The 12,204-nt window shown below is 71.6% G+C and carries 13 protein-coding genes and 1 tRNA gene; 6 read left to right on the forward strand and 8 right to left on the reverse strand.

Features of this window, described 5'->3' with window-relative positions; all coding sequences use genetic code 11:
• Nucleotides 1–2 precede the first annotated feature (2 nt).
• The 5 genes from BJY17_RS17030 (at nt 3) to BJY17_RS17045 (ending at nt 3,646) form a co-directional block, all read left to right on the forward strand.
• On the forward strand, nt 3–665 hold the full coding sequence (locus BJY17_RS17030; protein ID WP_179552420.1) for a GNAT family N-acetyltransferase: 663 nt from the start codon (nt 3–5) through the stop codon (nt 663–665).
• Between the two features lie 52 nt (nt 666–717).
• Nucleotides 718–1,764 carry a hypothetical protein gene (locus BJY17_RS17035; protein ID WP_179552421.1) on the forward strand — a complete coding sequence of 349 codons (1,047 nt, stop codon included), beginning with the start codon at nt 718–720 and terminating at the stop codon, nt 1,762–1,764.
• Between the two features lie 63 nt (nt 1,765–1,827).
• Nucleotides 1,828–1,900 (forward strand) — tRNA-Ala (locus BJY17_RS17040).
• A gap of 91 nt (nt 1,901–1,991) precedes the next feature.
• A complete protein-coding gene (locus BJY17_RS18830; RefSeq protein WP_281371185.1) occupies nt 1,992–2,126 on the forward strand; it encodes a hypothetical protein in 135 nt (44 codons plus the stop codon).
• Nucleotides 2,127–2,152: 26 nt separating this feature from the next.
• Nucleotides 2,153–3,646: an MFS transporter gene (locus tag BJY17_RS17045; RefSeq protein ID WP_179552422.1), complete on the forward strand. Its 1,494-nt coding sequence runs from the start codon at nt 2,153–2,155 to the stop codon at nt 3,644–3,646.
• Nucleotides 3,647–3,701: 55 nt separating this feature from the next.
• On the opposite strand, the gene BJY17_RS17050 is transcribed toward BJY17_RS17045, so the two are convergent.
• Genes BJY17_RS17050 through BJY17_RS17065 form a run of 4 tightly spaced genes read right to left on the reverse strand, consistent with a single transcriptional unit; the run spans nt 3,702 to nt 7,951 of the window.
• Entirely contained in the window at nt 3,702–4,394 is a 693-nt protein-coding gene (locus BJY17_RS17050; RefSeq protein WP_179552423.1) for a DNA alkylation repair protein, read from the reverse strand.
• Between the two features lie 23 nt (nt 4,395–4,417).
• Entirely contained in the window at nt 4,418–5,866 is a 1,449-nt protein-coding gene (locus tag BJY17_RS17055; RefSeq protein WP_179552424.1) for an MFS transporter, read from the reverse strand.
• Between the two features lie 48 nt (nt 5,867–5,914).
• A complete protein-coding gene (locus BJY17_RS17060) occupies nt 5,915–7,255 on the reverse strand; it encodes a M20/M25/M40 family metallo-hydrolase (RefSeq protein ID WP_179552425.1) in 1,341 nt (446 codons plus the stop codon).
• A 42-nt stretch (nt 7,256–7,297) separates the two neighbouring features.
• The gene (locus tag BJY17_RS17065; RefSeq protein ID WP_179552426.1) at nt 7,298–7,951 is read right to left on the reverse strand and encodes an NADPH-dependent F420 reductase; all 654 of its coding nucleotides are present in this window, start codon (nt 7,949–7,951) and stop codon (nt 7,298–7,300) included.
• A 189-nt stretch (nt 7,952–8,140) separates the two neighbouring features.
• On the opposite strand from BJY17_RS17065, the gene BJY17_RS17070 reads away from it, so the two are divergent.
• Nucleotides 8,141–9,301 carry an LLM class flavin-dependent oxidoreductase gene (locus BJY17_RS17070; protein WP_179552427.1) on the forward strand — a complete coding sequence of 387 codons (1,161 nt, stop codon included), beginning with the start codon at nt 8,141–8,143 and terminating at the stop codon, nt 9,299–9,301.
• Nucleotides 9,302–9,317: 16 nt separating this feature from the next.
• Here BJY17_RS17070 and BJY17_RS17075 read toward each other — a convergent pair whose 3' ends face one another.
• From BJY17_RS17075 to BJY17_RS17090, 4 genes are read right to left on the reverse strand one after another with little or no spacing between them, the layout of a single operon-like run.
• Complete coding sequence (locus tag BJY17_RS17075) at nt 9,318–10,523, reverse strand: cation:proton antiporter (RefSeq protein ID WP_179552428.1); 1,206 nt, start codon at nt 10,521–10,523, stop codon at nt 9,318–9,320.
• 10 nt (nt 10,524–10,533) lie between these two features.
• Nucleotides 10,534–11,028, reverse strand: a complete 495-nt coding sequence (locus BJY17_RS19000; RefSeq protein ID WP_022894277.1) for a cation:proton antiporter regulatory subunit — start codon at nt 11,026–11,028, stop codon at nt 10,534–10,536.
• 45 nt (nt 11,029–11,073) lie between these two features.
• Nucleotides 11,074–11,952, reverse strand: coding sequence for a metal-dependent hydrolase (locus BJY17_RS17085; protein ID WP_179552429.1), 879 nt, complete (start codon nt 11,950–11,952; stop codon nt 11,074–11,076).
• An 8-nt stretch (nt 11,953–11,960) separates the two neighbouring features.
• Entirely contained in the window at nt 11,961–12,137 is a 177-nt protein-coding gene (locus BJY17_RS17090; protein ID WP_179552430.1) for a hypothetical protein, read from the reverse strand.
• Nucleotides 12,138–12,204: the final 67 nt, after the last annotated feature.

The following is a 12,204-nucleotide window of genomic DNA, read 5'->3' on the forward strand; positions in this document are numbered from 1 at the left end:
GCATGCCCGCAGTCGCCGTGCCCACCCTGCGAGACGGCGACGTCACGCTGCGACCCATCCGCGTCCGTGACGCGAAACCCCTCGAGCGCGTGCTGCTCGCCAACCGAGGGTGGCTCCGACAGTGGGAGGCGACGTATCCGGGCGGCGGCTCGGTGATCGACACCCGAGGCAGCATCCGCAACCTGCTGGCCCACGCGCGCAGCGGCCACGCGCTGCCGTTCGTCATCGAGGTCGACGGCGTGCTGGTCGGGCAGTTGAACGTCTCCTCGATCACGTACGGCTCGCTGTCGTCGGCGACGATCGGTTATTGGGTCGCCCAGGAGGTCGCCGGGCGCGGCATCACGCCGACGGCGGTGGCGCTCGCCACCGACTACTGCTTCAGCGTGCTGCGGCTGCATCGCATGGAGATCTGCATCCGGCCCGAGAACGGGCCGTCGCTCAGGGTGGTCGAGAAGCTCGGCTTCCGCTACGAGGGGCTCCGGCGGCGGTTCATCCACATCAACGGGGTCTGGAGCGACCACTTCGCGTTCGCGCTCGTGGCCGAGGAGGTGCCGCGCGGCGTGCTCCGGCGTTGGCGCGCGGGGCTCGTGCCCGAGGGGCTCGCGCGGGTGAGCGACGAGGATCGCGCGGCATCCGCGCACCCCTTGCAGCTGCCCGATCGGTGAACACGCGGGCGTCGAGTACGTCCGAAGGCATGCAGTGACCTAGCGTTGTCCCATGGACGTGATCGGTGGGGGGCTGCTCGTGGCTGTTGCAGCCGCGCTGTGGATCGCGTACCTCCTGCCGAACTGGCTGCGGCGTCGCCAGTACATGGCCACCGAGCGCAACGCGGTGCGGCTCCAGCAGACGCTGCGCATCCTCGCCGAGACCGCCGAGACGCCCGAGCCTGTGCGAGTCGAGGCGACGGCGCGCGAGGTCGCGGCGCAGCAGCGCATCCTGCAGCAGCGCGAGGCGACGGCCCGACTCACGGCGGAGGCCGAGGAGCGCGAGGCGCTCGCCGAGCGCTGGGCCGCCGAAGGCGCCGTGGATGCCGCGCGCCTTCGTGTCGGCGTGGTGCTCGCCGCTGCCGCCGCAGCGACGGAGCCGATCGCCATCATCGCGCCCGCAGAGGTGCCGGCGGCTCCGGTGCAGAGCCCCCGGTCGCCGCAGAGCGTCCTCGCCCGCAAGCGGCTTCGTCGCGGACGGGCGCTGTGCTCGCTCCTGCTGCTCGCCTCGCTCCTCACCGTCATCGGCGGTGGCATCGCCGCCGCGCTCGGCGCCTCGCTCATCACACCGGTGATCGGCGCGGCGGGCATGGCGCTCGCGTTCGCGGGCCTCGTCAGGCTCGCACGGGTACGCCCGGCGGCTCAGGTCGCAGCTCGGCCGGCGACCGTCGTCGAGGCGCGGCCGTTCGAGCCCATCGATCTCGTCGAGCCCGAATCACCCGCCGACGGCTGGGTGCCGCAGCCGCTGCCGCGACCGCTGCACCTCTCGAGGGGCACGATCGCCGCGATGGCGATGGCCTCCATCGACGCGGCGGCGGAGCTGAAGCGAGCGGAGACCGGCGACGACATCGCGCGTCGTGCGGCGGAGCTGGAGCCCGAACTGCCCGTCATCACGCCGGCAGCGGCCGCCTCGGCAGCGGCGGCGCGTGCGCGGCCCGCGACCTCGGTGCCGGCCGACGCGCCGGTCAGCCCGTATTCGCGCATGGGCATCATCGACGAGGCGCAGCCCGGATTCGACGACCTCGACGCCGTGCTGCGTCGTCGCCGCCAGGCCGGTTGACCGGGCCGAGCGACCCGGATGGTCTGAACCACCGACTGCGGGATGATAGGCTTTTTCTCGCTCGGGCCCTTGGCGCAGCTGGTAGCGCGCCTCGTTCGCATCGAGGAGGTCAGGAGTTCGAATCTCCTAGGGTCCACCGAGTCGAAGGGCTCCCGCCATGCGGGAGCCCTTCGTGCATTTCGGCCGCACCTGGATCATGCGGCACCACGAACCCGGCGCTGCGCTGGGTGGCCGCGGTCGCGGCCCTCGTGCTCGTGACGGCGTTCGCCGATCCCGTCGCGGCGACGCGCTACGTCGGCGCGTTCGTCGGCACCGCACTGATCGCACGCCGGCAGGAACGCGGCGGTCCGCTCCGCGCCTGAGCCGCCGGGGACATAGGGTTGAACGGATGTCGCAAGCGCCAGAGACCCGGTCGATCACCCTCCCCGAAGGCCACCGTTGGCGCGCCTACTGGGTGTGCGTCGCCGTCGCCGCGCTCACGATCCTCGACCTGTCGAAAGTCAACGTGGGGCTCCCGGCCATCGAGGACGCCTTCGGTGCCGGCTCGACGGAACTCCAGCTCATCGTCGCCGGTTACGTGCTCACCTTCGGCCTGACGCTCGTGCCGGCCGGTCGCATCGGCGACCAGCGCTCGCGCAAGACGCTCTTCATCGTGGGCCTCAGCCTCTTCACGCTCACGAGCCTCGTCGCCGCGCTCGCGCCCAACGTCGAGGTGCTGCTCATCGCGCGCCTCCTGCAGGGCGTCGCCGCCGGCATTCAGATGCCGCAGGTGCTCGGCATCATCCAGGAGCTCTTCACCGGCAAGGAGCGCGGCAAGGCGTTCGGCCTCTTCGGTGCGACGATCGGCCTCGCAACGGCGTTCGGGCCGACCCTCGGCGGGCTGATGATCGCGATCGGCGGCCCTGAAGACGGCTGGCGGGGCATCTTCTGGATGAACGTGCCCCTCGCCCTCGCCGCGATCGCACTCGCGATCTGGCTGCTGCCGGTGACGAGGCATCCGTCGTCGAAGCCGCTCTCGCTCGACCCGGTCGGGCTCGTGCTCTTCGCCGTCACAGTGATCTCCCTCATGTGGCCGTTCCTCTTCACGACGGGCTCGCCGAGCGACAACCCGGCGCGCTGGTGGGTGCTCGTGCTGTTCGTCTTCGCGATCACGGCCTTCATCGCCTGGGAACGGCACTACGCGGCATCCGGCAGGCATCCGCTCGTACCGCTCGCCCTCTTCGGCGTGAGCTCCTTCCGCAACGGAACGGCGCTCGCGAGCGTGTACTTCGCGGCGATGCCGTCGATGTTCCTGCTGACGACGTTGTACCTGCAGCACGGCCTCGGGCTCGAGGCCGTCTTCGCGGGCATGGTCGGCATCGGCTTCGCACTCATGAGCGCCGTCGGCTCGTGGGTCGGCGGCACGCTCGTGAACCGCCTGGGCCGGCCGCTCGTCGTGTGGGGGCTCGCGCTGCTCCTGGTCGGCATCGGGCTGCTCGTGCTCTTCGCGCTCACGACGCCGCCCGCGGTCACGCCGTGGGCGATGGCGGGTGCCATGGTGATCGGCGGTGCGGGCGGCGGCCTCGTCGTCTCCCCGAACCAGACCCTCACCCTCATGGACATCCCGGTCAAGCAGGGTGGTCTCGCCGGCTCGGTCGGCCAGCTCGGCCAGCGCATCGGCACGGCGATCGGCACGGCGGTCACGCTCTCGCTCTTCTACTCGACGATCTTCCGCGAGTCCGCCGGCGAGCCCGACCTCACCGTCTACCACCACGCCTACGGCATCGGCATGCTCGCGGTCGCGATCTTCATTGCGATCGCCTTCGCGATCGGCGTCGCCGACCTCGGGGCACGGCGGCGGCAGCGCAGCGCGCTCGGTGGAACGGAGCCGGAGGCCGCCTGACGAGGCCGCGCCCGGCAGCCGCGTCGGCCGCGGGGGCGCCTGCGTCGCGACCGGCTCAGCGGATCGCGAGCAGCCGGGAGCGCTCGGGCTTGTCGTAGTGCTCGATCGCGGAGCGCAGCGCGACCCGTGGCATCGTCGCGGCGTGGCGCTCGACGAACGTCGTGAGCCGCTCGCGATCGAGGTCGCCGGCGGCCCGGAGCACCCAGCCGAGCGCCTTCTGCACGAGCGGCTCGGGATCGTCCGCGAGGGTCTCGGAGAGCTCGAACGCGTCGTCGAGCTCACCGCGGCGGAGGAACGCGAACGTCGACACGAGTGCGGTGCGGCGTTCGGGCCAGAACGCGGATGCCGCGAGCCGGGCGAGCGGCGAGCGATCGCGTTCGATCAGGTACGCGCCGATGACGTCGCGGGCGGCGAGGTCGACGAGGTCCCACTGGTCGATGCGGTCGTGTCGGCGCAGGTAGAGCTCGTACAGCTCGTCGCGCCGCTCGGCCCCCGTCTTCGGTCGTGCCGCGCATTTGCCCATGATGCTGCAGGCGAGGGCGCGCACCTCGTGCGTCGACTGCTCGAGCAGCGTCTCGAGCTCGCCTGCCGGCAGGTCGAGTGCCGTCTTCGCGAGCTCGAACACGGCACCCATGCGCACCCCGATGAACGGGGCATCCGGGTCGAGTGGGAAGTAGCGCGTGTACTTCTCGCGCTCCTCCTCGCTCGCGAGCGCCTCGAGTGCGTCGATGAGCTCCGTGGCATCCACGTCGCGCCCTCCCGTCGTCGGGATCAGCGTACGGCGGCGGCGGCCTCCACGACAGGGGCGTCGGAGAACGCGAGCTTCGGCACGAAGGCGAGCAGCACGGCCGCCAGCGCCGCCGTGAGTCCGCACACGAGCCAGACGGTGACGTACCCGCCGAAGGCGCCGGCAGTGCCCGTCGCCGCCTCGCCTGCGGCGCCGAGCAGCGCGATGCCGAAGACGCACGAGGCGATGGCGCCGCCGACGGTCTTCACGGAGTTCGTGAGGCCGGTCGCGACACCGGTCTGATGGGCAGGGGCGGCTGCCGCGGCTGCGGCCGGGAGTGCCGCGACGAGCGCGCCCGAGCCGATGCCGGCGATCACCATGTTCGCGAGCACCTGCGCGTACCCGTCGTGGAACGGCAGGAAGAGCAGGTAGCCGATCGCGACGAGCGAGCTCGCGCCGATGAGGGCGACGCGCGGCGTGACCCAGCGGGTCGCGAGCGGGAAGAGCATCGCGCCGACCACGAGCGAGAGCACGTACGCGCCGACCAGGATCGACGTCTGCCCGGTCGTCGCGCTGAGCCCGAAGCCGTACGCCGAGGCGTCCGTGCGGGCGAAGGTCGAGAGGGGCGCCTGCGCGCCGAGCACGCTGACGCCGAAGAGCCCGGCAGTGAGGAAGATCGGCCACAGGGTGGGCTCGCGGAACATGCGCACGTCGATGAGCGGGTCGGGGTGCTTCAGCTCGTACCGCGCGAACGGGATCACGAGCAGGGCGCCGAGCGCCACGAGCGCCCACGAGAGCAGGTCGGCCGGGCCGTTCAGGCGCATGAAGCTGAGCCCGCCCGTGAGCGAGAGCAGAGCGAGCGAGATGAGGATGAGCCCACCGGTGTCGAGCGTGCCGCCGGTGAGGTCGGGCGACTCCTTCACGCCGAACAGCACGACGAAGAGGCAGGCGACCACGGCTACGGCCGGCACGAGGAGCAGCACCTGCATGGGGAGCAGTTCGGCGAGGGCGCCCGCCGAGAGCGCACCGGCGATCGCGCCGAGCTCGAGGGCCGCGACGAGCAGGCCCGCCGCCTTGCGGGTCATCGCCGCCGGGCGGTCGGCCGAGCGGCTGCGCGACCAGATGAGGGCGATCTCGAGAGGCAGCCAGACGACGTAGAACCCCTGCAGCGCCCACGCGACGAGGAACACCCAGAACTGGTCGGTGAAGGCGAGCGCGATCGAGGCGACGGCGGTGACCGCCGTCGACCACACGAGCATGCGCTTGTGGCCGACCATGTCGCCGAGCTTCGCGAACGCCGGCACGACGAGCGCCGAGAGCATGAGCTGCGTGCCTTCGAGCCAATTGACGTCGGCGTCGTGGATGCCGAGGTGCCGGGCGATGTCGGTGAGCAGCGGCGTGTAGTAGCCCTGCAGGATGCCGCTGGTGAACTCGACGAACGCGAGGAATCCGACGATCGCGGCGACGGGGCCGAGTCTGGCAGCGCGCTTCATCGGGGCTCCTTCGGGATGGGGTGGATTCACCCTAGTGGGTCATCCGTCTCACTCGGGAATCGCCGTGATGAGTGCGCGGTGGAATCGCTCGCCGCGCTCGAGGCTGTCGATCGTCACCCACTCGTCGACCCCGTGGATCGAGGCGCGCTGCGCGGCGGTCATGGCGATGGGCGCGAAGCGGTAGACGGCGGGGGAGAAGCGGTGGAAGTACCGCGAGTCGGTGGCCGCCATCATGAGGTACGGCGCCGTCGTCGCCTCGGGATACGAGGCCGCGACTGCCGCTACGATCGCCGCGAACTGCGCCGAGTCGGTCGGCGACTCGGGCGATGGCTCGCCGCCCTCGACGACCGTCACCTCCACCTCGGGGTCGCGGATGACGCGGCGCAGGCGCGCGACGACCGATTCGACGGTCTCGCCGACGGCGATGCGCAGGTTCAGCGTGGCGGTCGCCTGCGACGGCAGCACGTTGTCGGCCGTACCGGCCTCGAGCATCGTGGCGGCGACGGTCGTGTGCACGAGGGCGGCGGGCTCGCCGCCGAGACGTGAGAACACGCGGGCCGTCACCCAGGGCAGGGCGATGAGGAGGCGGAGCAGCAGTCGGGATGCACCGCGCGTGTGCGGCACGAAGCTCGCGAGCATGGCCCGCATCGACCGCGGCATGCGCTTCGGGAACGGGTTCGGCGCGAGCCGGTCGACGGCGCGGGCGATGCGCGCGGTCGGCGTCGTCTTCGGCGGAGCTGAGGCATGGCCCCCGTCGCCGCGGGCGGTCAACCGAACGGTCAGCACGCCCTTCTCGCCGACCCCGACCATCGCGGCGGGAACCTGCACGAACGGCAGGGGCGCGTCGACCACGGCGCCGCCCTCGTCGAGTACGAGCCACGGCGTGATGCCGCGCTCCTGGAAGAGCGCGGCGATCGCCACGGCCGCGGCGCCGTGGCTCTCCTCGTTGCCCCCGAACGAGAGATAGAGGTCACGGGCGGGCGTGAATCCGTCGGCGAGGAGGTTCTCGACCGCCTCGAGCACCACGAGCAGCGGACCCTTGTCGTCGAGCGTGCCGCGACCCCACACCGAGCCGTCGGCGATGCGTCCCTCGAACGGCGGGAAGCGCCATCCGTCGCGCTCGTCGACCGGCACGACGTCGAAGTGCGCCATCAGCACGACTGGGTCGCCGTCGCCGCGTCCGCGCCAGTGGAAGAGCAGCCCGAGTTCGGTGACCTGCTCGAAGGCGAGGTGTGCGTGCACGAGGGGGTAGAGCTCGGCGATGAGCCCGCGGAAGCGGTCGAAGTCGGCGAGGCCGCGTTCGGCGAGTTCGGCCGACACCGTCGGCAGCTGCACCATGCGGGAGAGGCGTTCGGCTGAGCCGTCGCGAACGGTCACGGGTTCGGGCATCCACCCACCCTAAATGAGCGGATGCCGCGGCCCGCGCGGGTCTCAGGCGGCGAGGTGCACGGCGGGCGTGAGGAGCGCGGCGAGCTCGGCCGCCGAGAGTTCGCGTCCGAAAGCGGGGTGTCCGGGCTCGAGGGCGACGCCGTGTCGGAGTTCGCCGCCGTCGACCGGGTCGAACCCGAGCTCGTCGATGATCTCGGCGACCACTGCGCGGGCCTCGGCGTCGTCGCCGACGACGGCGAGGGCGCGTCGGAGAGGAGAGCCGGCGGCCATGCTGTCGTCCTCCATCTCGTGGTAGCCGAGGTGGTTCAGCGACTTCACGACGCGGGCGCGCGGGTTGCGTGCGGCGTTGATCTCGCTCGTCGTGCGGGGGTCGTCGTCGATCTCGGCGATGTTGCCGTCGACCGGCGGCCAGTAGTTCATGGCGTCGACGACGATCCGGCCGTCGAACGCGTCCCAGGGCACCGTGCCGGCCTTGCCGAACGGCACGGCGACGATGATCACGTCTGCCGTCGCGGCGAGGATCTCGGGGGTGGTCACCTCGGCGCCCGGGGCGACGACGCCGACGAGCAGGTCGAGTGCGGTCTGACGCGGCGAACCTGCGATGAGCACGCGGTGCCCGGATGCCACGAGGAGGCGGGCGAGGGCTGTGCCCACCTTGCCCGCGCCGTAGATTCCGATGACCGGCCGATCCGTCACGTTTCGATTCTCCCATCCCTCGACCCACCAGATCGATGCGTCCTCATGGAAATGAACACGCCGGCCGCAGCCGGCATTCCCGCGGGCGGTGCGCGAGCCGGTGACGGGGAATAGTCTCGTCCCGACGGTGGTTCCCAGTGACGCGTGCAGGTTGCATGCAGGCGTATGGAAATGTGGAGAGGGATCGCGATGTCTGAGCGGTACGAATTCGGAGTCGACACCTTCGGCGACGTGACGAGCAGGGCCGACGGCAGCCTGCTGTCGCACGCCCAGGTGCTGCGCAACGTCGTGGAGGAGGCCGTGCTGGCCGATCGTCTCGGTCTCGACTTCTTCGGCGTCGGCGAGCACCACCGCGTGGACTTCGCGGTCTCGGCGCCCGAGGTCGTGCTCGGCGCGATCGCCGGTCGCACCGAGCGCATCCACCTCGGTTCGGCGGTCACGGTGCTGAGCTCCGACGACCCCGTGCGCGTCTTCGAGCGCTTCGCGACGCTCGACGGGCTCTCGAACGGCCGGGCAGAGGTCATCCTCGGCCGCGGCTCCTTCATCGAGTCGTTCCCGCTGTTCGGCTTCGAGCTGAACCAGTACCAGGAGCTCTTCGAGGAGAAGCTCAACCTGTTCTCCGCCCTGCTGCCGCAGGAGCCCGTCACATGGAGCGGCCAGCTGCGCTCCTCGCTGACCGATCAGCTCGTCTTCCCGCCCGTCGAGCACGGCCGGCTGAAGACCTGGGTCGGGGTCGGCGGCAGCCCCGAGTCCGTCGTGCGCGCGGCCCACTACGGCCTGCCGCTCGTGCTCGCGATCATCGGCGGCAGCCCGGCCCGATTCGCGCCCCTCGCCGACCTCTACCGCCGTGCGCTCGAGCAGTTCGGCAACCCGCTGCAGCCGATCGCGATCCACTCCCCGGGATTCATCGCGGACTCCGACGCGGAGGCGCTCGACACGCTCTGGCCGCACTACAAGGTCAGCATCGACCGCATCGGTCGCGAGCGCGGCTGGGGCGCGGTCGATCGCGACCACTTCGAAGACGAGGCCGGGCCGAACGGAGCGCTCTACGCGGGGTCGCCCGAGAAGGTCGCCGCCAAGATCGCCGCGGCCATGCGCGCCGTCGGGGCGACCCGCTTCGACATGAAGTACTCCAACGGCGCCCTGCCGCACGAGGCCATGATGCGCAGCATCGAGCTCTACGCCACCGAGGTCGTGCCGCGGGTGAAGGAGCTGCTCGCGGCAGCCGATGCCGCCGACGCCGAGCTGAGCGCCGTCGCCGACCTCGGTGCGTCCGAGGTCGCCGCGGCAGATCTCGCCGCGGCCGATCGAGCGGATGCCGCTGCATCCGCCGACCAGCCGGCCGACTGAACTCGGTTCGCTGCACTCAGGCGGCGGGCGGCACCGGACTCGCGCCGGCGCCCGCCCGCCGTCGGCGCACGGCCGCCCGGAACCAGAGGGCGTCGGGTACGCGCGCGAGGAACGTGCCGGCGACGATCGTGATGAGCACGTAGGCCGTCGCGAGCGGCGCGAGTTCGGGCGCGACGACGCCCGACCCCACGGCGAGCCCGGCGATGACGATCGAGAACTCGCCTCGAGGTGCCAGCGAGAGCCCGGCGCGCCACTGGCCGAGGGTGCCGACACCGGCACGCCGTGCGGCGTACGAACCCGTGATGAGCTTCGTGATGATCGTCACGAGGGCGAGTGCGAGCGCCGCGGGCAGCATCGTCAGCAGCGCCGACGAGTCGGTCGTGAGGCCGAAGAAGACGAAGAAGATCGCGGCGAAGAGGTCGCGGAGCGGCGTCAGCACCTGGCTCGCGTTCGCCGCGACGCGCCCCGACAGCGCGATGCCCACGAGGAACGCGCCGACGGCGGCCGACACGCTCACCTCGGCGGCGAAGCCCGCGACGAGCATCGTGAGGCCGAGCACGCCGAGCAGGAGCGGCTCGAAGTGGTCGGCCGGGAAGAGGCGCGAGACGAGGTGCCCGTGCCGCAGGGCGACGTAGAGGATCACCGCGACCACGCTCACCGCGATCGCGACGGAGACGGCGCCCTGCATCAGGCTCATGCCGACCACGAGGGCCGAGAGCACCGGCAGGTAGAACGCCATCGCGAGGTCTTCGATGACGAGCACCGCGAGGATCGCAGGCGTCTCGCGGTTCGAGAGCCGGCCGAGGTCGCGCAGCAGCTTGGCGATGACGCCCGACGACGACACCCAGGTCACGCCGGCCATGGCGACCGCGGCCACCGGACCCCAACCGAGCAGGAGCGCGAGCGCGGCCCCGGGCAGGGCGTTGAGCGCCGCGTCGACGAGGCCCGCGGTGCGCGCCGACTTGAGGCTGCCGAACAGCTCGGATGCGGTGTACTCGAGGCCGAGTAGGGCGAGCAGCAGGATGACGCCGATCTCGGCGCCCGTCTGGAAGAACTCCTCGCTCGCGTCGAGGGCGATGAGCCCGCCCTCGCCGAATGCGAGGCCGAGCACGAGGTAGAACGGGATCGGCGAGATGCCGAACGCGAGCGCGAGGCGCCCGAGCAGACTCATGCCGAGAAGCAGCGCGCCGACTTCGATGAGGAGCAGCGTGGTCTCGTGCATACGCCGGCCCTCAGTCGGGGCCGTTGGCGAGCAGCCGGGCTACTCCGTCGAGTCCTTCACGTGTTCCGACGACGACGATGACGTCTCCAGCGCGCAGCGTCTCTGCAGGCGTTGGCGAGGGGATGATCGCGCCGTCGCGCACGATCGCCACGATCGAGGCGTGCGTGCGCGTGCGGGCCTTCGTCGCCCCGAGGGTGCGGTTCAGGTACGGCGAGTCCGTCGGCAGGGCGATCTGCTCGGTGTAGAGGCCGGCTGTCTCGTCGCTGAGGCTCGTGAGCCGGCTGAGCATGACGGAGGCGCCGAGCACGTCGGCGAGCGCCGCGGCCTCGTCGTCGTTCAGCGGAATGGAGTCGCGACAGGCGTCGGGGTCGTCCTGGTCGAAGAGCCCGAGGTCGCGCTCGCCGTCACGGTGCGACACGACGCTGATGCGCCGGCCGCTCTCGGTGACGAGGTCGTGCCGAATGCCGATCCCCGGGAGGTCGACCTTCTCGATGCGTATACCCACATCCGCAATCGTAACCCCGCGCGGAGGTGTCGCGGCCGGTGGCGCTCAGCGCGCCGGTGCGGCGTGCGTGCGCATCGTCAGCACGGGGGTGCCGCCATCGTCGCCCGCCTCGAACTCGACGCGTACGTCGCCGAGTTCGGCGAGTGAGGCGACGTGCGTGCCGCCGCACGCGATGCGGGCGGTGCCGGCGGGAAGCTCGGCGACCCAGTACCGGCGGTCGGTGAGCCCGTCGCCCTCGCGGTCGATGCGCACGGCGGCGCCGGCGGCGGCCCAGTCGGCGATGGTCGCGGTGACGGATGCCGCGAGCTCGTCGAGCTCGTCGGCGGCGACCGATGCCGTGTCGAACCCGGCGCGGCGCAGCGACTTGTTGAGGCGGTACACGTCGACGGAGCCGCCCGGCACGATGCGGCTCGATGCGATCGCGATGCCGTCGAAATCGGGTGCCCCGAGCGCGTCCTCGCGCGCGGTCTTCGACCAGTTGCCGGCGAGTGCGGCGTTCAGGGCGAGCGCCGCCGCGTGGCAGGCGGTGTGACCGGTCGAGAGGGCGCGGCGCGCCGAGGCATCCGCTCGCACTGCGACCGCATCGCCCTCGGTGATCGCGGCATCGCCTGCGACGAGGTGGGCGACGAGGAACGACCAGCCCTCGGTGCCCTTGCGCACGGGGATGTCGGCGCCGAGGAAGAGCTCGGTGCCGTCGGTGGCCGCGACGACGGCGTCGTCGATCGGCACCTCGAGGTCGCCCGCGGTCAGCGTGCCGGTGTCGGCCGGCTGATCGGGCCAGGCCGCGTCGACCGGGTGGAAGCTCGTCGCCTCGGTGACGACGGCGATTCGGCCGTCAGCCGTTGGCGCGACGTGCAGCACCACGGTGTCTGCGTCGAGCGCGCCGTCGGGATAGGTGACGAGCGTGTCGCGTGAGGGCAGCACCTCGCGGCTCAGACGCCGTCGCTGCGGCCGAGGAGGTGGAACGGGATCGCGAGGGAGACCGCCACGGCGACGATGCCGCCGAAGAACACGGGCGCCTGGAACTCGGTCATCACCGGCGCGGTGCCCATGAGCCACATGCCGAAGACGAAGAGTCCCATCGAGATGAGGAAAGTGACGACGTTCACAACGACCTCCAGAGTTGCGGGGGCGGTCCGCGCCGCCCGGTCGAGTCTACCGGGCGGACGCGCCCGG

This window comes from Agromyces hippuratus, from assembly GCF_013410355.1.
GTDB classification, from domain to species: Bacteria; Actinomycetota; Actinomycetes; order Actinomycetales; family Microbacteriaceae; genus Agromyces; species Agromyces hippuratus.